Annotated in this window: 24 protein-coding genes and 8 pseudogenes; 17 read left to right on the forward strand and 15 right to left on the reverse strand. The window is 68.6% G+C overall.

Annotation, left to right across the window (positions count from 1 at the left end):
* Both EL340_RS14715 and EL340_RS16005 read left to right on the forward strand, forming a co-directional pair.
* The gene (locus tag EL340_RS14715) at nt 1-2,748 is read left to right on the forward strand and encodes an ABC transporter ATP-binding protein (protein ID WP_408608552.1); all 2,748 of its coding nucleotides are present in this window, start codon (nt 1-3) and stop codon (nt 2,746-2,748) included.
* A 240-nt stretch (nt 2,749-2,988) separates the two neighbouring features.
* Nucleotides 2,989-3,783: pseudogene (locus EL340_RS16005) on the forward strand (ABC transporter ATP-binding protein).
* A 112-nt stretch (nt 3,784-3,895) separates the two neighbouring features.
* On the opposite strand, the gene EL340_RS14720 reads toward EL340_RS16005, so the two are convergent.
* Nucleotides 3,896-4,120: a hypothetical protein gene (locus EL340_RS14720; RefSeq protein WP_126415226.1), complete on the reverse strand. Its 225-nt coding sequence runs from the start codon at nt 4,118-4,120 to the stop codon at nt 3,896-3,898.
* A 207-nt stretch (nt 4,121-4,327) separates the two neighbouring features.
* On the opposite strand from EL340_RS14720, the gene EL340_RS14725 reads away from it, so the two are divergent.
* The 4 genes and pseudogenes from EL340_RS14725 (at nt 4,328) to EL340_RS14745 (ending at nt 6,963) form a co-directional block, all read left to right on the forward strand.
* On the forward strand, nt 4,328-4,735 hold the full coding sequence (locus tag EL340_RS14725; RefSeq protein WP_126412891.1) for a transposase: 408 nt from the start codon (nt 4,328-4,330) through the stop codon (nt 4,733-4,735).
* Nucleotides 4,722-5,153, forward strand: a complete 432-nt coding sequence (locus EL340_RS16010; RefSeq protein ID WP_126412892.1) for an IS3 family transposase — start codon at nt 4,722-4,724, stop codon at nt 5,151-5,153. The genes EL340_RS14725 and EL340_RS16010 overlap by 14 nt, the downstream gene beginning before the upstream one ends.
* A 57-nt stretch (nt 5,154-5,210) precedes the next feature.
* Nucleotides 5,211-6,368: pseudogene (locus EL340_RS16015) on the forward strand (IS3 family transposase); the annotation flags it as partial.
* Nucleotides 6,369-6,549: 181 nt separating this feature from the next.
* Nucleotides 6,550-6,963, forward strand: coding sequence for a hypothetical protein (locus EL340_RS14745; protein WP_126415227.1), 414 nt, complete (start codon nt 6,550-6,552; stop codon nt 6,961-6,963).
* A 40-nt stretch (nt 6,964-7,003) separates the two neighbouring features.
* Here the strand turns inward: EL340_RS14745 and EL340_RS14750 are convergent, their stop codons facing one another.
* Complete coding sequence (locus tag EL340_RS14750; protein ID WP_197722322.1) at nt 7,004-8,239, reverse strand: glutamate--cysteine ligase; 1,236 nt, start codon at nt 8,237-8,239, stop codon at nt 7,004-7,006.
* A 58-nt stretch (nt 8,240-8,297) separates the two neighbouring features.
* Complete coding sequence (locus EL340_RS14755) at nt 8,298-9,689, reverse strand: class I SAM-dependent methyltransferase (protein WP_232023130.1); 1,392 nt, start codon at nt 9,687-9,689, stop codon at nt 8,298-8,300.
* Between the two features lie 170 nt (nt 9,690-9,859).
* On the opposite strand from EL340_RS14755, the gene EL340_RS14760 reads away from it, so the two are divergent.
* Both EL340_RS14760 and groES read left to right on the forward strand, forming a co-directional pair.
* Nucleotides 9,860-10,684 carry a SanA/YdcF family protein gene (locus tag EL340_RS14760; RefSeq protein WP_126412897.1) on the forward strand — a complete coding sequence of 275 codons (825 nt, stop codon included), beginning with the start codon at nt 9,860-9,862 and terminating at the stop codon, nt 10,682-10,684.
* Nucleotides 10,685-10,934: 250 nt separating this feature from the next.
* Entirely contained in the window at nt 10,935-11,231 is a 297-nt protein-coding gene (gene groES / locus EL340_RS14765; protein WP_003781116.1) for a co-chaperone GroES, read from the forward strand.
* Nucleotides 11,232-11,414: 183 nt separating this feature from the next.
* Here groES and EL340_RS14770 read toward each other — a convergent pair whose 3' ends face one another.
* Both EL340_RS14770 and EL340_RS14775 read right to left on the reverse strand, forming a co-directional pair.
* Complete coding sequence (locus tag EL340_RS14770; RefSeq protein WP_126412898.1) at nt 11,415-11,717, reverse strand: WhiB family transcriptional regulator; 303 nt, start codon at nt 11,715-11,717, stop codon at nt 11,415-11,417.
* A gap of 105 nt (nt 11,718-11,822) precedes the next feature.
* Nucleotides 11,823-12,785 (reverse strand): IS630 family transposase, encoded by a 963-nt coding sequence (locus EL340_RS14775; RefSeq protein WP_232022928.1) that lies wholly within the window; start codon nt 12,783-12,785, stop codon nt 11,823-11,825.
* A 587-nt stretch (nt 12,786-13,372) separates the two neighbouring features.
* Here EL340_RS14775 and EL340_RS14780 point away from each other — a divergent pair.
* Nucleotides 13,373-14,674, forward strand: a pseudogene (locus EL340_RS14780) (ISL3 family transposase).
* 183 nt (nt 14,675-14,857) lie between these two features.
* The gene (gene guaB, locus EL340_RS14785) at nt 14,858-16,420 is read left to right on the forward strand and encodes an IMP dehydrogenase (protein WP_197722323.1); all 1,563 of its coding nucleotides are present in this window, start codon (nt 14,858-14,860) and stop codon (nt 16,418-16,420) included.
* A gap of 62 nt (nt 16,421-16,482) precedes the next feature.
* Here guaB and EL340_RS14790 read toward each other — a convergent pair whose 3' ends face one another.
* On the reverse strand, nt 16,483-17,256 hold the full coding sequence (locus tag EL340_RS14790; RefSeq protein ID WP_126412900.1) for an exonuclease domain-containing protein: 774 nt from the start codon (nt 17,254-17,256) through the stop codon (nt 16,483-16,485).
* A 121-nt stretch (nt 17,257-17,377) separates the two neighbouring features.
* On the opposite strand from EL340_RS14790, the gene EL340_RS14795 reads away from it, so the two are divergent.
* The 4 genes and pseudogenes from EL340_RS14795 (at nt 17,378) to EL340_RS15775 (ending at nt 19,924) form a co-directional block, all read left to right on the forward strand.
* A complete protein-coding gene (locus tag EL340_RS14795; RefSeq protein ID WP_126412901.1) occupies nt 17,378-18,502 on the forward strand; it encodes a GuaB3 family IMP dehydrogenase-related protein in 1,125 nt (374 codons plus the stop codon).
* A 168-nt stretch (nt 18,503-18,670) separates the two neighbouring features.
* A pseudogene (locus tag EL340_RS14800) lies at nt 18,671-18,935 on the forward strand (HPr family phosphocarrier protein).
* Nucleotides 18,936-19,295: 360 nt separating this feature from the next.
* A pseudogene (locus EL340_RS15770) lies at nt 19,296-19,469 on the forward strand (GRP family sugar transporter); the annotation flags it as partial.
* 140 nt (nt 19,470-19,609) lie between these two features.
* Nucleotides 19,610-19,924, forward strand: a complete 315-nt coding sequence (locus tag EL340_RS15775) for a GRP family sugar transporter (protein ID WP_269471637.1) — start codon at nt 19,610-19,612, stop codon at nt 19,922-19,924.
* 395 nt (nt 19,925-20,319) lie between these two features.
* Here EL340_RS15775 and EL340_RS15660 read toward each other — a convergent pair whose 3' ends face one another.
* The 3 genes and pseudogenes from EL340_RS15660 to EL340_RS15670 form a co-directional block, all read right to left on the reverse strand.
* On the reverse strand, nt 20,320-20,571 hold the full coding sequence (locus EL340_RS15660; RefSeq protein WP_232023331.1) for a hypothetical protein: 252 nt from the start codon (nt 20,569-20,571) through the stop codon (nt 20,320-20,322).
* A gap of 136 nt (nt 20,572-20,707) precedes the next feature.
* Nucleotides 20,708-21,160 (reverse strand): annotated as a pseudogene (locus EL340_RS15845) (Na+/galactose cotransporter); the annotation flags it as partial.
* Entirely contained in the window at nt 21,046-21,660 is a 615-nt protein-coding gene (locus tag EL340_RS15670; RefSeq protein ID WP_232023131.1) for a sodium:solute symporter family transporter, read from the reverse strand. The gene EL340_RS15670 and the pseudogene EL340_RS15845, both read right to left, overlap by 115 nt.
* Before the next feature lie 566 nt (nt 21,661-22,226).
* Between EL340_RS15670 and EL340_RS14820 the strand changes: the two genes are divergently transcribed.
* The 3 genes and pseudogenes from EL340_RS14820 to EL340_RS14825 all read left to right on the forward strand — a co-directional run.
* Nucleotides 22,227-22,616, forward strand: a complete 390-nt coding sequence (locus tag EL340_RS14820; RefSeq protein ID WP_232023132.1) for a ribonuclease H family protein — start codon at nt 22,227-22,229, stop codon at nt 22,614-22,616.
* On the forward strand, nt 22,613-22,750 hold the full coding sequence (locus EL340_RS15050) for a hypothetical protein (protein WP_164719406.1): 138 nt from the start codon (nt 22,613-22,615) through the stop codon (nt 22,748-22,750). Before EL340_RS14820 ends, EL340_RS15050 begins: the two co-directional genes overlap by 4 nt.
* Before the next feature lie 109 nt (nt 22,751-22,859).
* A pseudogene (locus tag EL340_RS14825) lies at nt 22,860-23,363 on the forward strand (GtrA family protein); the annotation flags it as partial.
* 120 nt (nt 23,364-23,483) lie between these two features.
* Here EL340_RS14825 and EL340_RS14830 read toward each other — a convergent pair.
* The 6 genes and pseudogenes from EL340_RS14830 to EL340_RS16020 form a co-directional block, all read right to left on the reverse strand.
* A pseudogene (locus EL340_RS14830) lies at nt 23,484-24,034 on the reverse strand (response regulator transcription factor).
* Nucleotides 24,035-24,141: 107 nt separating this feature from the next.
* A complete protein-coding gene (locus tag EL340_RS15675; protein ID WP_232023133.1) occupies nt 24,142-24,738 on the reverse strand; it encodes a sensor histidine kinase in 597 nt (198 codons plus the stop codon).
* Nucleotides 24,725-25,072, reverse strand: a complete 348-nt coding sequence (locus EL340_RS15680) for a hypothetical protein (RefSeq protein ID WP_232023134.1) — start codon at nt 25,070-25,072, stop codon at nt 24,725-24,727. The genes EL340_RS15675 and EL340_RS15680 overlap by 14 nt, the downstream gene beginning before the upstream one ends.
* The gene (locus tag EL340_RS15685) at nt 25,057-25,476 is read right to left on the reverse strand and encodes a hypothetical protein (protein WP_232023332.1); all 420 of its coding nucleotides are present in this window, start codon (nt 25,474-25,476) and stop codon (nt 25,057-25,059) included. The genes EL340_RS15680 and EL340_RS15685 overlap by 16 nt, the downstream gene beginning before the upstream one ends.
* A 23-nt stretch (nt 25,477-25,499) precedes the next feature.
* Nucleotides 25,500-25,757, reverse strand: a complete 258-nt coding sequence (locus EL340_RS15690) for a hypothetical protein (RefSeq protein WP_232023333.1) — start codon at nt 25,755-25,757, stop codon at nt 25,500-25,502.
* Between the two features lie 18 nt (nt 25,758-25,775).
* Nucleotides 25,776-26,036, reverse strand: a complete 261-nt coding sequence (locus tag EL340_RS16020; RefSeq protein ID WP_408608553.1) for an ATP-binding cassette domain-containing protein — start codon at nt 26,034-26,036, stop codon at nt 25,776-25,778.
* Nucleotides 26,037-26,336: the final 300 nt, after the last annotated feature.

A 26,336-nucleotide genomic window follows, 5' to 3' on the forward strand; every position in this document is an offset into this window, starting at 1 on the left:
ATGAGCACGCAGACTCAGTCGTTGTCGAGGACGTCGCCGCAACCTTCGGCGAGCACTCAGTCCGCCGAGGCGCCGGGCGATCAGCCCCCGCAGAGCAACGCCCAGCGCTCGCGCGAGGGGCAGGCCGCCATCGCTCGCCTGGGCGCTCCCGTGTGCACCCGCCTGAGGATCGGTCAGGCCCTCGTCCCGCTCTCCGCGGTCCTGGCGGTGGCGCCGTACGTCGCACTGGTCCAGCTCGGCGACATCCTTCTGCGCGCCTACCGGGCCGGGGTGGGGCCCGACCCCCAGCAGGTGCGCTCCGCCGTCATGATGCTCGTGGGGACCTACTCCACCCGGCTGCTCCTGTACTTCCTGGCCCTGCTCATCACCCACATGGCCGACCTGTCCCTGCGCGATCGGCTGCGGCGCGACATCGTCGACCGCATCTCCCATGCTCCGCTGGCCTGGTTCACCGCCTCCACCTCCGGGCGCATCCGCAAGGCCGTCCAGGACGACACGACCCTGGTCCACACCGTCATCGCCCACGGCCCCGTCGAGCGTCTCAACGCCGTCGTCACTCCGTTGGCGCTACTGGTGTGCGCCTTCTGGATCGACTGGCGCCTGGCACTGATCGCGCTGTCCACACTCGTCCTCTACGTGCTCACCTACTCGGTGTCGATGCGCGGCATGAAGGAGAAGACCGTGGAGATGGACCGCAAGCTCGCCGCCATCTCCTCCACCATGGTCGAGTTCGTCTCCGGCATCGGCGTGGTCAAGGCCTTCGGCCGCGTCGGCCGCGCCCACTCGGCCTACCTCACTGCGGCCGACGAGTTCTCCGCCTTCTACCGCGCCTGGGCGATGCCCCTGGTGACTGTCACCTGCCTGTCCTTCACCTGGGTCTCGATCCCGGTGCTCCTCCTGGTCAACCTCGGTGACGGGGCACTGCTCATCCATGCCGGCGCCGTCACCCTGCCCCAGGTCCTGGCCACGACCCTGGTCGCCCTGGTCCTGCCCGCCGTGCTCATCACCATCGCCTCGATCTCCTGGTCCTACCAGATGGCCGGAGCGGCGGCTCTGCGCCTGTGCGAGGTCCTCGACACCCCCGTTCTGCCCGTTGCCGACCGTCCTGAGCGGCCCCGCAGCGCCCTTGTCGAGATCAGCCACGTCTCCTTCTCCTACGGGGACACCCTCGCCGTCGACGACGCCTCTCTCGTCCTGGAGCCGGGCACCGTCACCGCCCTGCTGGGACCCTCCGGGTCGGGAAAGTCGACACTGGCCACCCTCATCGCCCGCTTCGCCGACCCCGACGCCGGAGCCGTGCGCATCGGCGGGGTGGACCTGCGGGACATGGACGAGACGACCCTGTACTCCACCGTCTCCTTCGTCCTCCAGGACGCCCAGCTGCTCGGGACCACCGTGCGGGAGAACATCGCGCTCGGACGCCCCGACGCCGACCTGGACCAGGTGCGGGCCGCCGCCCGGGTGGCCCGCATCGATGAGGAGATCATGGCACTGCCGGACGGCTACGACACCGTCCTGGGACAGGACACCGCCCTGTCCGGAGGCCAGGAGCAGCGCATCGCCATCGCTCGTGCCATCCTGCTGGACACTCCCGTCATCCTGCTCGACGAGGCCACCGCCATGGCCGATCCCGAGTCCGAGGCCGAGATCCAGCAGGCGCTGAGCGCCCTGGTCAAGGAACGAACGGTGCTGGTGATCGCCCACCGCCCGGCTGCCGTGCGCGGCGCCGACCGCATCGCCGTCATGGAGCGGGGGCGCATCGTCGCCTCCGGCACCCATGACGACCTCGTGAACGAGCCCCACTACCGGGCCCTCCTGCGGCAGACTGGTGAGCTCGACGGCGCTGCCGGCCCGATTGGCGAGAGCTCCGTGACCGGGGCGGACGGGCCCTCCCTCGCCGACGAACCGGGTGGCGAGGCCTCCGGTGCTCCGTCCCCGGACTCCGTCGAGCAGGCCGTCGAGCAGGTTCCTGACCGGAGCCGGTCGGTTCCCCCGGTCCCGACGCCGGCCGCCGGTGCCTCCGGAGCCGTACGCTCCCTGCTGGCCCGCTTCCGCAGGCTCATGCTCGACTCCTCCTGGCGCCAGACGCGCACGAGTCTCGTCCTGGGCGCGGCCAACGGCGTCGCATCCGGGGCCGCACTGATCTCACTCCTGCCCGCCTCGGTCGCCCTGGGGACCGGCGCGCCCCGATGGGGACTGTCCGTCGGCGGGTGGCTCCTCGTCCTCGTCGTGTGCGGCGTCGTTGCCGCCGTCACCGAGTTCCAGGGACAGCGCCGAGGAATGTCCGGGGCGCTCGGCTTCATGCACGACGTCCACCACGCCGTCGGCGACCGGATCGCCCGCCTGCCCCTGCGCTGGTTCAACGCCGACTCCGCAGGGAGCCTGTCGCGGGCCGTCAGCCAGGAGATGGTGGCCCCTCGGGGAGTCCGCCGCCCACTTCATGTACATGCTCACCTCCACCACCGCCGCCTGCGTCGTCGTCTGGGCCGGCTCCTGGGCCTGGGACTGGCGCCTGGGCCTCCTGCTGACGGTGGCCGCGCCCCTGTTCGCCGAACTCGTGCGCGCCGCACGCCGCCTGATGGATCACGGCAAGTCGATCTCCGAGCCCGCCGAGCGCGAGCTGGCAACCCGCGTTGTCGAGATCGCCCGCTGTCAGGGGCCCTGCGCTCGTGCCGGGCCGCCACCGGCTACAGCCGCCTGAGGGCCGCCTTCGACGACGGCGTCCGTGCCTCACGGCGCTCCCTGTAGTGGGAGACCGCCGGTAACGTCGTCAACGGTGCACTGAGCCAGGTCGTCGTCGTGGCCATGATCGGCCTGACCGCCTCCTTCGCCGTCTCCGGAACCATGGAGCCGCTCGTGGCCGTCGCCATCATCGGCATGTGCCTGCGCTTCACCACCATGCTCGACGACATCAGCGGGGCCGTCATGGGCATGGAGGAGCGCCGTCAGATGATGAACCACCTCGACGCCGTCATGGACGCCGAGCTCATGGCCGAGCCGCAGACCCGTGCCACGCTGTCCGATCCTGGAGCCGTCGAGCTCGACGACGTCGTCTTCGGCTACCGCGCCGACCATCCCGTCCTGGCCGGGGTGTCGATGAACGTCCCCGCACGCACCATGTGCGCGATCGTGGGCCCCTCCGGCAGCGGTAAGACGACCATCGCCCGCCTGGTCGCCCGCTTCTGGGACGCCGACTCCGGGACCGTGCGCGTGGGCGGCACCGACGTGCGCGACATGCCGACCGCACAGCTCATGGAGCAGCTCTCCATGGTCTTCCAGGACGTCTACCTCTTCGACGACACCCTGGACGCCAACATCCACATCGGAGACCCTGCGGCCGACGACGATCAGGTGCGCTGAGCCGCAGACCTCGCTGGTGTCACCGAGATCGTCGACCGTCTGCCCCACGGCTGGGACACGCGCGTGGGAGAGGGCGGGCGGGCCCTGTCCGGCGGTGAGCGCCAGCGCGTCTCCATCGCCCGCGCCCTGCTCAAGCGCGCGCCGATCGTCCTGCTCGACGAGGCCACCAGTGCCCTGGACGCGGAGAACGAGGCCAATATCGTGGCCGCGATGCAGGAGCTGCGACGCACCTCGACGCTCATCGTCATCGCCCACAAGCTCGAGACGATTGCTGCGGCTGACCAGGTCATCGTCCTCGACGACGCCGGACACGTCGCCCAGCACGGACGGCACGAGGACCTTGTGACGGCCGACGGCCCCTACCGCAGCTTCTGGGAGCAGCGCACCCGGGCCCGCGGCTGGGAGCTCGTGTCAACGAGCTGAGAACCGTTGGCCGGGAACAGATACGAGTCCGGCCCGTGCCCGATCCGATTCGGACCGGGCACGGGCCGGGTCATGCGAGGCGCTGCCGAGATGCTGTCGGCGTGCGGGGACGTTATCCGTTCATGGGGTCCATGGCGTTGATCCGCTCAACGACTAGCTCCGCCCGGGCCTCGGTCCGCTTACGGAAGATCCCCTGTGCGACGGCGCCCGGAAGGACGACCTGCTTCTCATCGAGGGCGACAACGACCTTGCATACGGTCATTGACCAGCTGCCGTACATGTGAGCGGTGCTGATCCAGATGCGACGATGGGCCTGCTGCCAGCTCAGCTTCTTCACACGCCCAATTGGCGAGTGAAGCTCAAGTCCCTCGGAGCTGACGACGGTGCGGATGCGTGTTACGCCGACCGGTACTGCGAGCAGTGGAGTGCGTGGTGTTTCTCGGACAGGGGGAGTTTTTCTTCCCGTGAGTCGATAGGATGGAGACCATGCCAGCAGCGAAATACTCGGAGGAGTTCAAGGCCCAGGTCGTGCGTGAGGTCACCCGTGAAGGACCGCACGATCGCCTCGGTAGCGGCCTCGTACGATCCCCAGGCCCAGACGGTGGGTAACTGGGTCGCAAAGTACAGAAAAGATCGTGCTACCGACCAGGACCGCAAGAAGGCCTCCGAGTCAGCCGAGATCGCGAAGCTGAGAGCGGAGAAGCAGGGAGCTGTGTCAGGAGAACGAGTTCCTGAAAAAAGCTGCGGCCTTCTTCGTGAAGGAACGACCGTGACCGAGCGCTACGGGCTCATCAATCGCGAAGAAGGCCATTACCCTACCTCCTCGATGTGCCGGTGGTCCGGTGTCTCACGGTCGGGCTGCTACTCCTGGCGCGACCGGCCCCAGTGCGCCACCGCCATCGGAAGAGAAGTGCTGGCCACCATGATCAAGGACGCTTTTGCCGACTCGTGAGGGCACCTACGGGTACCGAAGGATCCAGGCCCACCTGGAGCGGCGTGGCGTGAGGGTGGATGGTGCCACGGTCCGCTCCATCATGCGCGACCTGGGCCTTGAGGCCGCGCAGCCGCGGGCGAAGGTCCGCACCTACCGTGCCGGCCGCGGACCACGGGTGAGCGCCCCGACCTGGTGGGGCGCGACTCCCGCTGCCCACGAGCCTGGGCGTGAGTGGTGCGGGGACATTCCCCCGCAAGCGGGAGGTACCCCCTCCTACATCAGGCGCGTGGGTCGGGTTCGTCTGTCTTGCTACGGTTCTGGACTGCTGCACCAAGAAGGTCGTGGGGTATGCGATGGCCGAGCCATGTGCGCACCTCGCTGGTGTGTGAGGCCATCGACATGGCGGTCAGGCGATGCCCGGCCGGGAAGGGTGTGACGGTGTGAATCGCCCCGGGTTTGATGGAGGCGGTGATGACACGGAAGGATCACTGTCATGGGACAGAGGAAGTACCCCGATGAGCTGCGCGAGCGGGCCACGAGGACGGGCCTTGGAGGCGCTGGCCGACCCGGCGCGGGCCAAGGGCGCGATCCGCAGGATCGCCGAGGAGCTGGGAGTCCACCCCGAGGCTCTGCGCTCCTGGGTCAAGAAGGCCCAGGTCGATGGTGGTCTAAGACCGGGAACCACCACCGATGAAGCGCAGCGGATCAAGGAGCTGGAGAAGGGAGGTCCGAGAGCTGCGAAGAGCCAACGCGATCCTGAGGAGTGCGTCGGCTTTTTTCGCGGCGGAGTGTGAGCGCCCGTCGCGCTGATCTGTCAGTACATCGAGGCCAAGAAGGAGGAGCTCGGGGCCTGGCCGATCTGCGCCACGCTCAGCGAGGCTGGTGTGCAGATCGCCCCGAGTGCCTGCTACGCCCGTCGTAGCCGTCCTCCATCAGCCAGGTCGTTGCTCGACGAGGCCCTCAAGGCGGAGATATCCAGGGTCCACAAGAACCAGCTACTCGGTGCTGGGGGCCCGCAAGATGCACGTGATGCGGGGTCGCCCTTGAGGTCGCCGAGCGTCACGGAGCCGGTCACGTGGCCCGCTGTACCGTCGAGCGGCTCATGGGCGACCTGGGTCTGCACGGTGTCAGGCGCGCCAAGTCGCCCAGGACGACCCGCTCGGCACCTCCGGACCGGTGCCCGGCCGACCTCGTCAAAAGGCATTTCAGCGCGTTCAGGCCCAACGAGCTGTGGGTCGCCGACATCACCTATGTGCGTACGTTCTCGGGGTGGGTCTACGTCGCCTTCGTCACCGACGTGTTCTCGCGGCGGATCGTGGGGTGGCAGACCACCTACCGGCCAGTGTGCACCGACCTGGCTCTGGACGCCCTCAAGATGGCCGTCTGGCAGCGAAAACGCACCGGGGCTGATCTCTCTGGCCTGGTGCACCACTTGCGACCGCGGCGTGCAGTACCGGTCCATCCGCTACGGGCAGGCCCTATCAGACTGCGAGGCAGTCGCCTCTGTAGGCTCTAAGGGGGATTCCTACGACAACGCTCTGGCCGAGGCGCTCAACTCGCTGTACAAGGCCGGGGCTCATCCGTAACCAGGGACCTTGGGAGGACATCGACGCCGCCCGTGGTCGCCACCGCCGAGTGGGTCCACTGGTACGGGCACCATTCGCCCTCACTCCGCCATCGGCATGCGCACCCCCGCCGAGCACGAAGCCGCCTGGGCCCCCGACACCCACCACGACCACCACCGCCAGGAACAACCACAACCAACTAAACCAGCCTCCACAAAACCCGGGGCTTGACAGTCGCAGTCCCGCAGGCTGCCCATGCTCACGATCATGGGCATGGTCGCGTGCGTCATCGGGCTGCCGCTGAGCCTGGTGGATCTGTGGCGCTACCTCTCCGGTCCCAGACCGACCCTGGTCATCGACTCCGTGGGGGTGCACGATCACCTCAACCGCGACTCGGTGGGCCTCATCCGGTGGGAGGAGATCGAGGGATTCAACGCGCGCACGCTCAACGGCTGGCTCAAGATCGGCAACAACGACTGCGTCCTGGTCTACCTGCGCGCACCGCAGGCAACCCTGGAACGGCTGCGTCCCACGCTACCGCCACGGGTGACGCGCCGGATGGAGAGGAGCTTCTCCCACGGTCACACGACGATCCCGATCCCCGCTCTCCTGGGGATCCCCGTCACCAGCATGACCAGCCTCCTGCGTGACGAGATGGGGGGACGAACCGGCCGCTCCTGATCCGGGCGCCGATGCCGTCGGCGCGTGCGGGGCGGGTCTGTCAGGGCCTGGCCGCCATCGAGAGTACCTCGGTGGGGCGCAGGGGCCTGCCGGCGCGCGCCTCGGCCAGCAGCAGCCTGACAGCCGCCTCCCTCTGCCCCCCGTAGGCCCCGACGGCGGCGATCTGGCGCTGGTAGGAGGCGCCCGTCTCCAGGGTGGCGCGCACGGATTCCAGCTCGGCGGCGCAGCCGAGGTCCTCGGCGACGGGAGCGAGTTCGGTGAGCATCCGCTCGACCGTGTCGCCCACCAGCTCCTCCTCGCCGGCGGAGTTGACGATGAGGATCGCGTCCATGCCGTAGCGGGCCGAGCGCCACTTGTTCTCGGCGACGTACCAGTCGGGCATCGTGTCGAGTTCCTCGCCCCGGTCCAGGGTGCGGGAGAAGGACTCCACGAGGCACTGGGTCAGGGCCGCGATCCCGGCCAGCTCGGTCAGGTTCGTCGCGGCGTCGCAGGCGCGCACCTCGATGGTTCCCAGCCGAGGGGAGGGCCGCACGTCCCAGCGGATCTCGGTGAAGTCCTCGATGACGCCGGTGTGGACCAGGTCCCCGGTGTAGCTCTCCAGCTGCTCCCAGGTGCTGAACTGCTCGGGCGCTCCCGCAGTGGGCAGCTGCTGGAACATCATGGCCCGGTTGTCCGCGTAGCCCGTGTCAGCGCCCGCCCAGAAGGGCGAGGAGGCGCTCAGGCACTGCAGGTGCGCGGTGCGCGTGAGCAGCGCCTTGAGAATCGGCAGGACCTTGGCCCGGTCCTCGACCCCGACGTGCACATGAGTGCCGAAGATGAGCATCTGATGGCCCCACAGCCGAGTGCGGTCCACCAGGCGGGCGTAGCGCTCGGCGTTGGTCACCTTCTGCACCAGCGGGTCGGCGAAGGGGTGGGTACCCGCCGAGGCCAGGTCCACGCGCAGGGGATCGGTGACCGGAAGAACCCGGTCGAAGGCGAGCGCGATGTCCTCCACGCACTGCGCCACGCTCTGGCGCGCCCCGGAGACCAGCTCGATGGTGTTGAGCATCATCTCTCCGTGCACGTGCGGGTCCGAGCCCACCTTCTGGAGGATCTCCTCGGCGCACTGGCGCAGGTCGAGGCTGTCGCGGTCGATGAGCGCCAGCTCCCACTCCACCCCCAGCGTGGAGCGGGCCGAGCTGGCGAAGGGCAGGGACTGGGGACGGCGGGCCGGCGGCAGCTGGGGGCCCGCTGAGGCGGTGCTCGGGTTCTTGGTCGTGTCAGTCATGTCCTGCATGTCCTGGTCGTCTCCTCGGGGTCCTCGGGTCCCTGGCGGGTACGGAGGGTGTCGGTCTCTAGTCGGAGGGGGCCTCGCCGTGTCGACGGGTCGGAGAGTCACCCGATGAGTGATCCGGAGAGTCAGCCGATGAGTGATCCGGAGAGTCAGCCGATGAGTGATCCGGAGAGTCAGCCGATGAGTGATCCGGAGAGTCAGCCGATGAGTCTCTGACGATGGGCTCAACGACGAGGACTGCGCCCTTGGCCCTGTCTCCCACACGGGTCAGGATCCAGGTCTCCGAGTCCTGACCGCTGAGCCGCAGTGAGGCGCGCAGCGCGTCGGGGGAGACGTCGACCCCGCGCTTGAGGATCTCCAGGCTCCCGACCCCCAGCTCGCGGGCCCGGGCCCGCAGGGTCTTGAGCCTCAGAGGCAGGATCTCGGTGAGCCGGAATGAGCGCACGAAGGGGGCTGTCGCCGCGTCGGGGAGGCTCTCCGAGGTGAGGTAGCCGATTCGCGGTCCCACCGGGCGGGCGTCCAGGGCCTCGCAGAGGTGGGCGATGAGCCCGGCGCGGACGGCGGCGCCGTCGGGCACGTGGATGATGCTGCCCAGGTCGTCGGGCGAGCTGATCGGGTCGACCTGTACTGGTGGCTCGGAAGGGTCGGTGACGCCGGGGTCGGCCAGTGTGCAGGCGGTCGCGCCGTCGGCCCCCGAGCGCAGGACCAGAGCGGAGCGCCCGGGTCCTTCCGGGGCCAGCGGACCGTACCAGATGGCGGCCTCGACGACGTCGCCGTCCATACTCACCCACTGGACGTGGGAGTCGGAGGGCAGTGCGGCATGGTCGATGCCGGGGGCGACCTTGACGCCGAGAGCGGGTACACGCTCCCGCAGCGCGAGCAACCTCGACAGGGCCGGAGACCACTGCTCCGGGTCGGCGATGCGCCGCCCCTGAGCCCGACGGGCCGGGTCCGCGAAGACGGCGTCCACCCCGTGCTCGGCCAGGTCGATCTCCAGGGCGTCGGCGTACTCGACGCTCGCGTGCGGGAAGGGCATGAGGTTGATGGTGGCCAGAGCGGCCGTGGCCTCGTCCCGGTCGACGGCGAGCACCGGCAGGTCCAGTCCCGCCAGAGCCACGGCGTCGCCGCCGATCCCGCAGCCCAGGTCCGCGACCTTCGAGGCGCCGGCGGCCGCGTAGCGAGCGGCGTGGTGGGCCGAGACCGCCAGCCGGGTGGCCTGCTCCAGGCCGTCGGCGGTGAAGAGCATTTGCTGGGCGAAGGGCCCGAACTTGGCGGTGGCCCGGGCACGCAGCCGCTGCTGGGTCAGAGCGGCCGCCACCAGGGCGGGGGAGTGGCCCTCCTCGCGCAGGGAACGTCCCAGTGACAGGGCATCCGCCGGGTCATAAGGGGGCAGGGAGGACAGAAGCTCCCAGCCCTCGGGCGTCAGGAGGAGCGCGACGTGGTTCTCAGCCATCACCCCGATCATTCCACGGCGAGCCCGCCGATGCGCGTGATGTTCACTGGGTGGCGCGCAAGCCGGTCCTGGCAGGCGGGTGAGCGTCCGCGTGGGTAGTGTGGTGCGCCGACGCCCCGCACGCCGGCGGGGCCGGCTGACGCTGGGACGAGAAGACGGGCAGGGAGCTGATGGCCGAGGAGGAGCCGCGGATCAGCGCGACCAGTGCGCCCGACGCCGTCGCGCACCGCAAGGATGACGGCGGGGGCGGCTCGCAGCCGGCTCCTCGTGCCACGAGTCGTCGCAGGGCGCTTCTGCGGCGGCTGGTGCGAGTGTCGTTCGTGGTCGTGGGGATCATGGGCCTCATCGTGGCCGGGGCCAGCACCTGGGCCTGGACGATGAGCGCCGGGCACATCGAGGTCGCCGGTGAGAACAACGGTGACGGCGATACCGACGATACCGACGATGCGACCAGGGCCCCGGTGGCGATCGTCCTGGGGGCCGCCGTGCATGCCGACGGCCAGCCCTCGCCCTGGCTGGCCTATCGTCTCGACGTCGCCGCCGACCTCTACACCAGTGGTCGTATCGAGGCCATCCTGGTCTCCGGGGACAACCGGCGCGTCGGCTATGACGAGCCCACCGTCATGCGCAGCTACCTCACCTCCAAGGGCATCCCCAGCGAGGCGATCGCCCTGGACTATGCGGGCTTCGACACCTACGACACCTGTGTGCGGGCCCGCAGGATCTTCGGGATCGAGCGCGCCCTGCTCGTGACCCAGGACTTCCACGAGCCGCGTGCGGTCGCCATCTGCCGTGCCGTCGGCGTCAACGTCGAGGGCGTGGGTGACTCGCGTGCCCGCCGCGACCGCATCAGCTGGGCCGTCAGCTGGACGCGTGAGCGCCTGGCCACGATCAAGGCCGTCACCGATGTCCTCTCTCGGCGTGAGCCGACCTTGGGGCGCCGCGAGGCGAGCGTGGGAGAGGCCATCGCCTGGACACGGGAGCACCGGCGCTGACGAGGGCTGACGCCCAGGGCGAAACCACCGCCGCGCTTTGGCACTCGCGTTGACTGAGTGCTAACGCCGTCGTAGATTCTCCGTCAGGCGCAGCGGAGTGCTCGCCCTGGTCCTGGGACGCAGGCGGGTGCTTTCTGCGACTCGCACTCCTGCTTCGTGCCGGACCGACCCCCGCGACGGCGGTCGGGTACGCCTCGGGAGGGCGGTCAAGCCGTTCTACTGCACGTTGAAGAGAAGGAGGAGGTCTCCGATGTCGATCTCCATCAAGCCGCTCGAGGACCGCATCGTCGTCCAGACCGTTGAGGCCGAGCAGACCACCGCATCCGGTCTGGTCATCCCTGACACCGCCAAGGAGAAGCCCCAGGAGGGCAAGGTCGTGGCCGTGGGCCCCGGCCGTGTCGACGACTCCGGCAATCGGGTCCCGGTCGACGTCGCCGAGGGTGACGTCGTCATCTACTCCAAGTACGGGGGCACCGAGGTCAGCTACGCCGGTGAGGACTACCTCATCCTGTCGGCCCGCGACGTCCTGGCGGTCGTCACCAAGTGACCCGCTGAGATCATGTGCGCCACACGGCGCCATGACGTGTTGAGGGGGAGGCACCTTGTGGTGCCTCCCCCTCAACACGTGCACGCAGAATGTCTGTTGCATGTCTGCGCTGTGTCCGGACAATTGTCCGGACGTTGACTTGGGAACGTCTGTGCTGTCGATTCCCTGGAACAGGGCGGAGCGTCAGGCCGGTTCGTTGGCGAAACGGCGTGCCTGCTGCTCGTAGTGAGCGCGCCGCTCCTCCTCGCTCATGCCTCCCCAGACGCCATAGGGCTCACGAGTACTCAGAGCATGCTCTCGGCACTCCTCCAGGACGGGGCAGTCCTGACAAATGGCCTTTGCTCGTTCGTCCCGTCGTCGACGGGAACCGCCTCTCTCTCCTTCGGGGTGGAAGAAGACCGCGGAGTCCATGCCGAGGCAGGCCCCCCGGTACTGCCACTCCCAGAGAGTGGAGATCGGACCGGGCAGACGCGATGAGTCGTGCATTGCCTCCCTCCCCTCCTTTGGATACGGCGGTCGGGCACGCCGAACTTGATGTGCTATACGTAACGATAAGATCGCGTGGGGCGCTATAGTGGAGTTTAAACGAGATTATTTTGTGAGTCGGTAGGGGAACTTGTTTGCCTGGATGAAGGTCTCGAATGCTTGTCGGGTTTGGGGGAATGTGGCTCTTTGGTGGTTGCTGATACTGTCCTTTGCTTCTTTCCAGACGTGCTCGATGGGGTTCTCGTCGGGGCTGTAGGCGGGTAGGTTGATCAGGTGGATCCTCTCGAGGTTCTTGATGGTCTTGAGGCTGTTTGTGAGCTTTGCTGAACGGTGCCAGGAGGCGTTGTCCCACACGATGACGATCTTCTTCTTGTCGGGGTGCTTCACGGTCAGGTCGATCAGGGCCTGGGTGATGGTGCCGGTGTCCTGCCAGTCGAGGGTCATCAAGTCGACGGTGCCGTCGGTCTCGTGCAGGAAGCCGATGTAGGACTGGGCCTGGCGGCGGCGGTCGACCTCCAGGCGGGCGGCGTCCCCCCGGCGGATCCACGCCCTGCGCACGATCGCCTCGTGCTCGATACGCACCTCGTCGGCGCACACCACCATCACCTCGGGATCGGACCACTTGCGGACGATCTCGGAACGGATCTGGCTCATGCGCTGGTCAACGTCCGCCTGGGGCGGGCGGCGCTGGTCAACGGTCTGGGGGCGGTGGAAGGACAGGCCCGCCATGTGCAGCAGGAACCGGTAGGAGGCGGCAGAGGCGTACTCCACCTCGAAGTGGTCGTAGACCCAGGCCGCCAGATGGGGCACGTCCCAGAACCCGATGGGCAGGCCCTGCTCCGACGGGGGCCGGGACAGTACCCCGGCCACCTCCTGGCGCTGGGTGGCGGTGAGCCTGGAGGCGTTGAGGTTGCCGGCGTGACCGGTGTGGATTGAGGCCAGGCGGTACCGGTTCCACTCCCGAGCCCAGCTGCGCACCGTCTCGGGCGTGCGCTCGACGACCTGGGCCACGACCGCGGTATCCACACCCTTGGACAGCAGCACGACCGCCTCGGACTTCAAACGCATCAACCTGTAAGGCGCCTGGTGCTTATAGCCCTGCAAAACAGTCCACTCATCATCACTAACCACGACCCTGTCCATCCCAGCATGATATTCCGCCCTCGACCCGAGAGCTCACACGAAACGCCGACAACACAAGAGACGACAACAAAAGAAGCCAGCACCAGCAGCCAAGCACCCCACGAGAAAGCGACACCCCCACATCGGACGCCCCACGAATACCCGATCACCAACCCAACAACAAAACCAGCAACACGAATCTTGTTTTAATCACACTATAATCAAGAAGAATCATTCTATCTCACAACGAAATTATCTCCAGATTTCCTGGGTGTCTGTGCCGCAGTTGTCTGAAAACGTGCGTCACATTGTGGCGCACGAATAGCAGAAACGTTTTGTGGGTGATGTATGTATGTGGAACATCTTTTTTCTGAAACGTTCCGCGTTCATTGCGGCTTTTCGTGTTTGAGGGTGTAGTAGGCAGGGCCTATTGATCTGTTTGGTGGGGGTGGTGGGTGCGTCGTTGCGGTGGGTGGGGGGCGAGGTCCCCCGATGATGGGAGCTGCTACACAACCCAGCTGGGAGACCTCGACGTGCCTGAGACTGCCTTCACCGGCCCTGACCTGACGACCTTCCTGGGCCTGGACGCCCTGGGGCTGACCGCGGTGGGCCAGCACCTGACCCCGGGGCGGGCGCTGATCGAGTGCCGCATGCCCATCGGCTTGGAGGACCCGTTCTGCCGCTCCTGCGGGGCCCAAGGCGTCGCTCGTGGGACGGTGGCCCGGCGCCTGGCCCACGTGCCGGCGGGGTGGCGACCCACGCAGCTGGTGGTGCGCGTGCGGCGCTTCGCCTGCACGCACTGCCGCCGAGTGTGGAGACAGGACACGAGCCGGGTGGCCCAGCCGCGGGCGCGGCTGACCCACGCGGCCGTCGAGTGGGGGCTGCGGGCCCTGGGTCTTGAGTCCATGTCCGTCTCCCGGGTAGCAGCCGCCCTGGGGATCTCCTGGCACACCGCCAGCACCGCGATCCTGACCCACGCACAGTCTGCGCTGCTGGGCGACTCCCACCGCTTCGACGGCGTGGAGGTGATCGGGGTTGATGATGCCCCCGCGCGCTTCGCTCCCGTGCGGGAGGTACCCCCTCTGTCTGGCGCCACACCAGGCGGGGCGACCGCTATGTCACCATGGTCATCGACCTGACCCCCGGTACGTCACGGGGCGGGGCCGGCCCGTCTTCTCGATGTGATCGAGGGCCGGTCCAAGAAGGCGTTCAAGACCTGGCTCGCCACTCGGGGCAAGTCCTGGCGTGAGCGGGTCGAGGTGGTGGCCATGGGCGGCTTCGCCGGGTTCAAGAACGCCGCCGGCGAGGAGCTCCCCAAGGCCCAGGCGGTCATGGACCCCTACGCGCGTCGTGTCCCTGGCCGCCGGCAAGCTCGATGAGTGCCGCCGCCGCATCCAGCACGAGACCACCAGCCGGCGGGGCCGGGCGGGCGACCCGCTCTACCAGGCCGGACGCACCCTACGCACCGGGGCCGACCTGCTCACCGACGCCCAGGCCGAGCGCCCCTGGGCCCTGTTCGCCGACCAGCGCCACGCTGCGGTCCAGGCCGCCTGGGACGGTTCCTGATGCAACAGCTCATCAGCTCCCTGAAGCAGGCCGTCCCCGACGGCCTGGAGGAGATCCAGACACTGGCAAGGACCCTGGTCAGCCGCAGCCAGGACGTCCTGGCCTACTTCGACCACCCCCGCACCTCCAACGGCCCCACCGAAGCCATCAACGGGCGCCTGGAGCACCTACGCGGCATCGCCCTGGGCTTCCGCAACCTCACGCACTACACCATCCGCAGCCTCATCCACGCCGGACGCCTCAAAGACCACCCGACAACAACCACCTAAACCACGCGATAAGCCCCACCTACCACACCCTCAAACACGAAGAGCCTTCATTGTTGCTTTATTTCTGGGGTGCACATCACGTCGTTGTGGTGGTCTCAGGGCCGGTTCGGGTGCTCGCTCCGGTCCCCCGGGCCGCCCGGTTCCTGCCGGCCTGGCGGGGTGGGCGGACCGGTGCCGGCGGATATGCACGGGAAGGTCGGGTCGTCCTACGATGTCCCCGTGAGCGACTCGATCACCAGCCCTGACGTCTTTGCCCCTACCGGACTCACCTACGACGACGTGCTCCTGCTGCCCAGGCTGACCGACGTCATCCCCTCCGAGGTCGATACGACCTCCAGGTTGACGCCGAGGATCAGTCTGGCAACCCCTCTGCTCTCGGCCGCGATGGACACCGTCACCGAGTCGGACATGGCCATCGCCATGGCCCGTCAGGGCGGTATCGGCATCCTTCACCGCAACCTGTCCATCGAGGAGCAGGCCCAGCAGGTCCGGCGCGTCAAGCGCTCGGAGTCCGGCATGGTCACCGACCCGGTGACCGTCGGGCCGGAGGCCACGATCGCCCAGCTCGACGAGCTCTGCGGCCACTACAAGGTCTCCGGGCTGCCGGTCGTCGACGAGGGCGGCAACCTTCGCGGGATCATCACCAACCGCGACCTGCGCTTCGTCCCGCCGGAGCGCTGGGCGAGCCTGACCGTGCGCGAGTGCATGACGCCTCGCGAACGGCTCGTCACTGGCACCACCGGCATCTCACGGGAGGACGCCAAGGCGCTCCTGGCCGAGCACCGTATCGAGAAGCTTCCCCTCGTCGACGCCGAGGGGCGCCTCACCGGCCTCATCACCGTCAAGGACTTCGTCAAGACCGAGCAGTACCCCAACGCCACCAAGGACGCCGAGGGGCGCCTCGTGGTGGGTGCCGCCGTGGGCTACTGGGGGGACACCTGGGACCGTGCCGGCGCCCTGGCTGACGCCGGCGTGGACGTTCTCATCGTCGACACCGCCAACGGTGGCGCCAAGCTGGCGCTGGAGATGATCTCACGCCTCAAGTCCGACTCCGCCTTCAGCGGCATCGAGGTCATCGGCGGCAACGTCGCCACCCGCGAGGGGGCCCAGGCGCTCATCGACGCCGGGGTCGACGCCGTCAAGGTCGGAGTGGGGCCCGGCTCCATCTGCACCACCCGTGTCGTCGCCGGTGTGGGCGTGCCTCAGGTGACGGCCATCTATGAGGCGGCTCGCGCCTGCAACCCCGCCGGGGTCCCGCTCATCGCCGACGGCGGCCTGCAGTACTCCGGTGACATCGCCAAGGCCCTCGTGGCCGGGGCGGAGACGGTCATGCTCGGCTCTCTCCTGGCCGGCTGCACGGAGTCTCCCGGGGACCTCGTCTTCGTCAACGGCAAGCAGTGGAAGCGCTACCGCGGCATGGGGTCGTTGGGTGCCATGAGCTCGCGCGGACGCACCTCCTACTCCAAGGACCGCTACTTCCAGGCCGACGTCTCCTCCGACTCCAAGATCGTCCCCGAGGGCATCGAGGGTCAGGTCCCCTACTCCGGGGCGCTGGGAGATGTCGTCTACCAGCTCATGGGTGGGCTGCACCAGTCCATGTTCTACGTGGGCGCCCGCACGATCCCCGAGCTCAAGGAGCGCGGGCAGTTCGTGCGCATCACGAGTGCGGGCCTCAAGGAGTCCCACCCCCACGACGTCAAGATGACCGTCGAGGCCCCCAACTACACCGGGCGCGACAGCGCCTGAGCCGGTGGGACCCTGTCCCGGGCGCGCACGCGCCGCCCCAGCCGGCCTTCCCCGCCCAGGACTCAGTCGACGGGGGAGTCCGGCAGGGGCCAGGCGGTCTGGGCCGGGGCCCGCGAGGGGTTCCTGCGAGCCAGCCACTCGTTGAAGGACTCCGCCCAGACGCGGTGGGTCCGGGCCTGGAAGGCAACGAGCTCCTCCGCGCTGAGCTCCGAGACCCGCGGGTGAGCCGTGGCCAGCGCCTCGAGCACATCGAGCGTGGCGGCCACGTCCACCTCCGCGGTGTGCAGGGCCGCATCAACCTGCACGCCGTAGACCTCGCAGAGATCGCCCAGGCGGCGCTTGCCTCTGCGGTAGCGGTCTACGGCCCGGTCCAGGACCAGGGGATCGGCGATGGGCCCCAGGTCGCGCCCCAGGCGCGAGCGCATCGTGGGCAGACCGTGACGGGCGAGCTCGACCTCCATGAGCGTCAGGTCGTAGGAGGCGTTGAAGGCGACCACCGGAGACCCGGCCGCCATCGCCGCCACCAGGTGGTCACTCACCTCTGCCAGCACCTCGGTCACCGGCCGCCCCTCTGCCCGGGCCCGCTCGGTGGTCACGCCGTGGACCGCGGAGGCGGCCTCGGGAATCTCGACACCGGGATCTGCGAGCCACGTGGTCACCGACTGCCGCCGTCCTCCGTCGGCCTGACGCTCCGAGCGCCAGACGAGTGCCGCCGTGACGATGCGGTCCCGGGAGGGATCCACGCCGGTGGTCTCGGTATCGAAACCGAGTAGGGGGCCGAAGGGCCAGGCGGGGGAGGCGGCGTCGGACACGGAGGAGGAGTGCGGGGTGCTCATGAGTCCAGCATGCCACCGGGGTACGACACCTATGGTGACTGCCTGCGCGTTCCGTCCAGGGCATCGTCCAGAGTGCCAGTCGGTCCGGTAGATACTCGGGCGAGGACACTAGGATCGAACCATGAGCACAGAGGTCGAGATCGGACGCTCCAAGCGCGCCCTGCGCGCCTACTCCTTCGACGACATCGCCCTGGTGCCGGCCCGTCGCACCCGTGACACCTCCGAGGTGCGGGTGGGCTGGCAGATCGACGCCTACCACGTGGACCTGCCGGTCATGGCCTCGCCCATGGACTCGGTCATGAGTCCCGAGACCGCCATCATGGTGGGCCGTCTGGGCGGCATCGGCGTGCTGGACCTGGAGGGACTGTGGACCCGCTACGAGGACCCCGCTGAGGCCCTCGAACGCATCCGCCGGGCCGACCCGTCCCAGGCCACCAGCGTCCTGCAGGAGGTCTACCGGGCCCCCGTCCGACCTGAGCTCATCACTGAGCGACTGACTCAGATCCGGGCCTCTGGCGTCGTCGTCGCCGGGCGGCTCAGTCCCGCCCAGACCCAGCGGCACTGGCGCACCGTCGTCGAGGCGGGTGTGGACCTCCTGGTCATCCGCGGCTCCTTCGTGTCGGCCGAGCACGTCTCCGGTGCCGTCGAGCCCCTCAACCTCAAGCGCTTCATCTACGAGCTCGACGTGCCCGTCGTCGTCGGCGGGGTGACCACCTACACCGCCGCCCTCCACCTCATGCGCACCGGCGCGGCCGGGGTCCTCGTGGGGCAGGGCGGCGGCGCCTCCTCCTCGGTGCGCCAGGTCCTGGGGCTGCACATGCCCATGGCCACCGCCGTGGCCGACGTCGCCGGAGCCCGGCGCGACTACCTCGACGAGTCCGGAGGTCGCTACGTCCACGTCATCGCCGACGGCTCGGTGGGCAACTCCGGGGACGTCGTCAAGGCCATCGCCTGCGGTGCCGACGCCGTCATGCTCGGTGCCGCGCTCGCCCGTGCCGAGGAGGCGCCCGGCGGCGGCTACCACTGGGGCGCCGAGGCCCGCCACGAGCGCCTGCCGCGGGGCTTCCGCAGCCACGTGGGCACGGTCGGCACCATGGCCGAGATCCTCAACGGCCCCTCCGACCGTGCCGACGGCACCCTCAACATCATGGGCGCTCTGCGCCGCACGCTGGCCACCACCGGTTACGCCGACGTCAAGGAGCTCCAGCGCGTGGAGATCGTCCTGGCCCCCTACGCCGGCTCCTGAGTGAGCCCCGCCACGCCCAACAGCCTTTTTGAAGGTCGGAACAGTGCAACTGAGCCGTGATCTCGGGTAGTCTCAGCCGGGACGGCAGCCGTCGCGCTGCTGAAACCGGCGCGGGGGCATGATCCGGTTCCAGCACCGCTAGCCCCCACATGTCACAAGGAGCTTCACATGGCCCAGGTCACCGCCACCATCGCTTCCAAGGTCGGTCTGCACGCCCGTCCCGCCGCCACCTTCGTCAAGGCCGTCGCCGAGAAGGGCGTCCCGGTCACTATCGCCAAGGAGGGCGGCGCTGCGGTTGACGCCTCCTCCATCCTCGGTGTGATGACCTGGGTGCCGGCTTCGGCGACGTTGTCACCCTGGCCTCCGACGCCGACGGCGCCGACGCCGCTCTCGAGGAGCTCAAGGCCTCCTGGAGACCGACCTGGACGCCTGATAACAGCCACGGCCAACGGGGCGCGCTCCACTGGGGCGCGCCCCGTTGCTCGTGCGCGGGCGCTCGGAAGCCCCCGTCACGGATAGTGCCTCACCCTCACCATGGACATCGCCGTCGCCCTCGTGCCCTCCCTGCTGTTCGGGGCACTCTCCCTCCTGCTCGGGGCCTTCCCCACCGACACCGCCGACAGAACACCGCGGTCATGGTGGGGGCGGGAGCCGTCTCGCTCATGTGCTCAGCCCTGCTCGCAGTGCCCTGGTCCCCACGCGCCACCGTGTGGGGCGCGGTCTGCGGGCTCATGTGGACCGGTGGCAGGTCTTCGTCCTGCGGGCCTTCCGCGCCTGGGGCGTCAGTCGCACCATGCCGTTGACCACCGCCCTTCAGCTCCTGCTCAACGCCACCCTGGGGGTGAGCCTCTTCGGTGAGTGGCGCGCCCCGGGCGCCCTGCCCCTGGGGACGGTTGCGCTCGCGCTCATCATGGCGGGGGCAGCCGCCTGCTCCTGGCAGGAGCGCACCGGCCCCGGCCCCACGAGTGCGCAGCGGCGTGACGGGCTGCTGGCCACCGCTGCCTCCGCCGTCCTCTACGGCTCCTACCCTCGCTGCTGCGCGCCGCCATGTGCCCTCGGCCCACGCCGTGGGCCCCATGGGCCTGGGGCTGCTGGCCGGCGCAGTCTGTGCGCCCTCGTCTGCCTCGGAGATCGCCCCTGCGCGGCCCGCGGATCGCCCCGGCGGTGCTCGCCGGGGGATTGTGGGCGATCGGCAACGCCCTCATGCTGCGCTCGACGGCGGCCGTGGGCGTGGCATCCGGCTTCACTCTCTCCCAGCTCGGCTTCGTCCTGGCCACCGTTGGAGGCCTGACCGTTCTAGGGGAGAAGCGCACCGGCCGGGAGCAGGCGGTGGTAGCCGCAGGAGTCGTGGCGGCCGTCGTCGGTCTGGTTCTCATGGGACTGGCAACTAGCATGGACTCAGGGCCGTCCTCATCCGGCTAGGTCGATTGTGGCCGCCGGTCGGGGCGTCGAGGACGTACTTCTCTGGCCGGGACTGGGCTTGCTCGCAGATGACAGGAGCTGACCTCAGTCATCTGCGAGCAAGCCCAGTTGCCGTCTCGATGGCGACCCCGCGGACTCAGTCCTGCTGGCCGCCGGAGGGGTTCGGCCTGATCCACCACCACAGGCCCATGCCGCGGCGATGACGAGCAGGCCCAGGCCCGCCCACAGGTTGGCGTTGATCCCGCCGGTCTTGTCCATCTCCTCAGTGCTGGTTGAACAGGAACGAGCACACCACCAGGTAGAGGCCGATAGGCCCAGCGCTCCGGTAATGACCGCCCGGATGTCGGTGAGTGAACGATTGTCATGAGTATTCTCCTTCGTGTATCCGGGTGGGGCTAGTGGAAGATGCTGTTGAGCGTGATCACCATGAGACCGGCGATGATCCCCAGCGGGATCGGACGGCGGTACCAGGGCAACTCGTGCAGGTGCGGGTCGGTGCGCTCGCTCCTGGGCGTCAGGGCGTAGACGAAGCCCTTGAGCTCGGAGTCGGGCTTGGGGTGGGTGACCATGGAGACCAGCACCGTGATGACGACGTCGACCGTGAAGGCCACGCCCGCCGCCAGGAAGGCACCGCCCTGTCCCGGCATGACCAGGCGCTCGGTCCAGATGAGGAGGTTGACCCCAGGGCGCCCAGCGTTCCACTGACCAGTCGATCCAACCGGCCTGAGGCGTGGCCCGCTTCCAGAACATACCGATGATGAAGGTCGCGAACAGCGGCGCGTTGAACATCGAGAACAGCGTCTGGAGGTAGTCCATGAGGTTGGAGTAGCTCGAGGCGATGATCGCGGTAAGGATCGCGACGACGGAGGCCGTCAGGGTCGAGAGCTGCCTACCTTCAGGTAGTGGGCGTCGTCGGCGCCTTCTTGAGGTAGTGCTGGTAGATGTCACGCCCCACACGGTGTTGAAGGCGGAGATGTTCGCGGCCATCCCGGCCATGAAGGAGGCCAGCAGGCCCGTGATCGCCAGACCAGCAGGCCGTTGGGCAGCAGGTCGCGCATGAGGTAGAGGACCGCGTCGTTGTACTGGTAGCTCGTCTGGCGCCGGACTTGAGCTGCTGGACCTCAGTGACCAGGACGCCGGCGACCATGCCCGGAACGATGACGAGGAGGGCACGAACATCTTGACGAAGGTGCCGATGATCGGGGTGGACTGGGCGGGAGATCGAGCCGAGGCCATCGCCCGCTGCCCTCGACGAAGTTCGTCGTCCAGTAGCCGAAGGACAGCACGAAGCCCAGGCCGAAGACCAGACCGATGACGGACAGCACATTGGGAGTCGAAGCCGGAGATCGAGTTGCCGGGCCAGGAGTGCAGCTGCTGGGACGGGTCGGGTGCCCGGCGAGGTTGGCGGCGTCGGTGATCTTGTCGGTCAGGCCCTGCCAGCCGCCCACACGGTGCAGGCCGATGAGGGTCAGGGGCAGCAGCGCCGCCACGATGACGAAGAACTGGAGGACCTCGTTGTAGATCGCTGCGGAGAGCCCTCCATCGTGATGTAGGAGAAGACCGATGACGGCGGCGACGATGAGCCCCACCCACAGGGGCCAGCCCAGCAGCCAGTTCATGATCTTGCCCAGCAGGTACAGGTTGATGCCGGCGATGAGCAGCTGGGCCAGGGCGAAGCTGAGCGCGTTGACCAGGTGGGCGGCGGTGCCGTAGCGCTTGAGCATGAACTCGGGCACCGAGCGCACCTGGAGCCGTAGTAGAGGGCATCATGACCAGACCAGGAAGATCATGGCCGGGACCGCGCCGATCCAGAAGTAGTGGAAGTCGGCATGCCGTACTCCGGCACCGTTGGCGGACATCCCCATGATCTCAACCGCACCGAGGTTCGCCGAGACAAAGGCGATACCGGTGACCCAGGCCGGCAGGGAACGGCCCGAGGTGAGGAAGCCGTCTGCCGTGCCGCCTTGGACCGGGCGATGAGCCCGACGCCGATGACGAAGGCGAAGTAGATGGCGATAGGGATGTAGTCGTACCAGCGTGCGGCAATGAGCGTGCCGGATGACGCTGGACGATGCTGACAGGCGTGCAGCGTGGAGGACATCGGTGTACCTCTCGAGAATTGTTCAGTTGAGCAAGATCATTCTTGCTGACGGGCAGACTAGCACGGCGTGATACCGGCACGGGAGGTTGGCCTGCCCGGACTTACCGGGGTTGGTGGGTAGAGTGCGCCCATGACTCTGACTGCTGCTGCCGACGGCTCCTCCTGGGCAACCGGGACCGGCCGGCTGGGCCTGGTACGTGGATGACGACTGCTGGGGCCGCCGGAGGCTGGGAGAGCTCGACCAACAACCGCGGCGAGCTCACCGCCGTCCTCGAGCTCCTGCGGGCCACGCAGGCCGCCGGACTCGCCGGTGAGGAGCTCCTCATCCAGTGCGACTCCCAGTACGTCATCAACTCACTGACCAAGTGGCGCCACGGCTGGAAGAGGCGCGGCTGGCGCAAGGCCGACGGCAAGCCTGTCCTCAACGCCGACCTCGTCAAGGACCTCGACGCCGCGCTCGCGGGCCGTAAGGTGCGCTTCGAGTGGGTGCGCGGCCACGTCGGCCACCCCATGAACGAGGCCGCCGCCGCCGCCGCCACCGCCTACCAGCGGGGCGAGCCGGTCCATCGGGCCCGGGTGGCCCCGGCGTGAGCACTCATGAGACCGATGGTGAGGGGACCGGCCCCTCGTCGGGGACTGACATGCGGACTGACGGCGATGTCGTCCCCGGTGCGACGGCCGCCCGTCGAGCCCGCTTGCGCGAGGCCGGTGGCACCCTGTTCTGAGAACCTGGGCTCTGGGACCCAGGACTGACCCTGGTGGCCCGCGGTCTCTCACAGGAACGGCACAGGCGCGTCAAACAGGCGGCATAAGCCTGCGGGCGAGGCTGAAGCCATGACGACGAGCCCCGCCCTCCCCACGCCGGCCACCTCCTCACCCGTGTCCCGCCCCACGGTCCTCAATCGGCTGGCCCACCTGCGCCGCCGCATCCCCACGGTCATCCTCTTCGCCACCGTGTCCTTCTCCGGTTGGACGGTCGACTACGTCCTGGCCCTCGTCCTCAACTCACTGACCGGCTCGGTCCTCTACGCCGTCGTCGGCGCCCGGATCGTCTCCTGCACCCTGGGCTTCCTGCTCAACCGGCGCCTGTTCCGGGCCGCCCCGGAGACCTTCTGGCGCTCCGCCGGCGGCTACGCGGCCGTCCAGGGCGGGGTCGCGGCGACGTCGTACGTCGGTATCTCGGTCCTCACCGGCGCCGGGGCGCCTCTGTGGCTGGCCAAGGTGCTCGTCGACTCCACGCTCTTCATCGTCAACTACCTGGCTCAGTCCCGCCTCGTCTACCGGGCCCCCGCCCCAGCCGAGCAGTCCGTCATGGCTCCGGCTCTGGCGACGGCGGCCCTGAAGCCTGCGGCCTCAATGGCCCCGCCCGTGATCAATGGAGATCATGGGCGGGGCCATTGGTACTGGTCGATGGTCCTGACAGCCGGCCTCGGCTAAGACCCCGGGTGGCGAGACGGGTCAGGGCTGGGCGTCGCGCATGAGGAGGACGAGCTGGACCCGGTCACGCAGGTCCAGCTTCGTCAGGATCCGGGTGGCGTTCTTCTTGACCGAGTCCGGGGCCAGGACGAGTCGCTGAGCGATCTCCGTGTTCGTCAGCCCCTGGGACACCAGCTCGGCCACCTCGCGCTCACGCGGGCTGAGACGGTCGAGGCGCCCGCGGACAGCGCACCGAAGGCGAACTCGTCCTGGTCGCAGGTAGTCAGCACCAGGGTCCGTATCGAGGGGTAGAGCTGGGTGATGCGCGCCGTGGCGTCGATCCCGTTGAGCACCGGCATGCGCACATCCATGAGAATGACGTCGGGAAGCGGGCGGCGTTCCTGGAACCGGTCGGCGAGCTGGTCGAGCGCGTCCTGACCGTGGGCAGCCTCGGCCACGACCCTCAGGTCATCCGCCCGGTTGATGATGAGTGACAGGCCCATACGGGTCGCCTTCTGGTCATCAACGATCATCACCGTGATTGGGGCGAGCCTCTCCGGAGCCGGCGAGGAGGGGAGTGAGACGGTGGTCATGCTTCCTCCTGAAGGGGATGTAGACCGGGATGACGGCGCTCAGCACCCAGCCGCCGAGCCCGGAGCGATGCTGGGACCGACGTCGAACGCTCCGCCGCGCTCGCGGATCACGGAGGCCAGGTTGGCCAGTCCGTGACCTCGGGAGTCCTGCGAGGCGTCGCTGCGTACGGTGACGTGTCCGTTGTCGGACACGTGATCCGGTGATGGCCGGTGTGGTCCAGGGACACCACGACGCGCGTGGCACCCTCGGCGTGCCGCATGACGTTGGTCAGGGCCTCCCGGACGACGATGTAGACGAGCTCCCCGATCGCTCGTTCCGCCACTGTGCTGCTGGGGCGCAGACCGGTCTCGGTCAGGGCCGCACTGATTCCGGTCGCCCGTACCGTGGTCAGCAGGTTCTCCAGCTGGTCCCAGCCGCGTGCGTCGGTGACGACCACTGGGTTCGAGGCGGTCACCACGCCGGAGCCGAAGTAGTCGAGGATGTCGGGTGAGGACTGCAGCGAGGCGACGGCGCTCCTCGTGTCGGCCAGGCCGTCGCGGGCCAGCGAGTTGACCAGGTCGATGGCCTCGTTGACGTCCGGGCTGCCGCCGGCGCCGTGGAGCCCCTCGGACAGGGCGATGATCGCGGTCAGGGAGTGGCCCACGGAGTCGTGGAGCTCGGCCGCCGCCCTGGCCTGGTACCGGGCGGCGTCACGCTGCACCACAAGCTGCTGCTCGGCCCCTCTGGGAGGCGAGCTGGGCGTCCCCGTGCTCCAGGGCCTCCCGACCGATCGGGTGATCGACGCCACGGTGACCACGGCGATGAGGAATCCTGCCTCCTGCATGAAGTCCGACAGCGGCACCCCTCTCCCGCATGAGCCCCGGCAGGGGGCCGTTGAACGACGCGAGACAGGGGATGAACAGGAAGACCAGGGTGGCGCCGATGCCCAGGATCCGATCCCGAACGCTTGCGATGGCAATCAGGGTGTAGACGCTCACCAACAGCGGGATGAGGAACTCTGCGGAGTCGCTCTTGATCATCTTCACCATGAGAGCCACGTTGTTGATGATGACGACGGCCCACCGCCCCGCCGGGCTGGCCCGGTACCACTCGGCGATGCGGTCCAGGCGGGTCCTCGGACGCGGTGGCTCGGGTCAATGCGGTCATGGGGTTGAGCGCACTCAGCGGCCGGGCCGAGAGGAGCATCGCCGTTCCCGCGACTGCCCCCAGGAGCACGGCGGTCATCGTGGCGGCGTAGGACCTCATGATGAGACCCCAGCCAGGTGACGAAGGTCAGAATGACCCACATCCCCAGTGCCACGGCAGCGAACCGCGGCAGGTAGGCGGCCAGGCCCATCGGACCGAAGCCGGCGACGAGCCCGGTGATCGCAGTGGTCAGGACGAGGATCGCGGTGGTGGCGACCGCGACCTGCAGCCCATGGAGCAGCTTGCCCGCGATCACGGTCGCCTCCAGACGGCTGGCCCTCATCTGCTGCCAGCTGCGCCGCGAAGCCGCCCAGAGCCAGCGGTAAGCCACATGGAGAGCAGCAGCGTGGAATGAGGCCAGAGGGCATCCCAGGTGATGCCCTGGGCCGGGAGGTCGGCCTGATAGGTCCGGTACTGCAGGTAGCCGGACAGGGACGACAGGGTGCACAGAACGGTAACGGCTGCCCAGTACCACCAGTTGGGAGCCTTGCGGTTCTCCCAGTACCAGGCGGTGCGCACCGCCCCGGCGCACCTCATGGGCGATTCCGAGGAAGGTCAGAAGCGTGGAGACGGCTGTGGCGCGGAGACGGTCATCTCGATGACGCCGTCGCTGTCCAGCCCGGACAGGGGGCCCTGGTAGCGCAGGCCCCCGGCACTGATGATGCCCACGGTGTCGGCGATCTGCTCGATCTCCGAGAGAACCTGGGAGGAGACGATGATCGTCCTGCCCTCCTGGCGGGCCAGGGTGACGATGATCTGACGGATCTGTTCCGCTGCGGCCGGGCCGAGCCCCTTGGTGGGCTCGTCCAGCAGCATGAGGGCGGGTCGGTCGGGAGCGCCATGGCCAGAGCGAGGCGCTGCTTCATCTCCGCCGCGTAGCGCCTGACCCGCAGGTTCTCCTGTCCGGTCAGTCCGGCGGCAGCCAGGGCGTGCTCGACGCGTCTGCTCGGCAGGCCCAGGTGGGAGGCCATCATGGCGAGGTTCTCCCTGCCGGTCAGGCTCGGGTAGTAGGAGGGGCCCTCAATGCGGGAGCCGATCGTTCCCGGAGGCAGGCCGTGATGGGGAGTGACCTGATGTCCCAGGGCGCTGATGCTGCCCGACGTCGGGCGGACCGCT

It is taken from the genome of Actinomyces viscosus (assembly GCF_900637975.1).
Classification (GTDB): domain Bacteria; phylum Actinomycetota; class Actinomycetes; order Actinomycetales; family Actinomycetaceae; genus Actinomyces; species Actinomyces viscosus.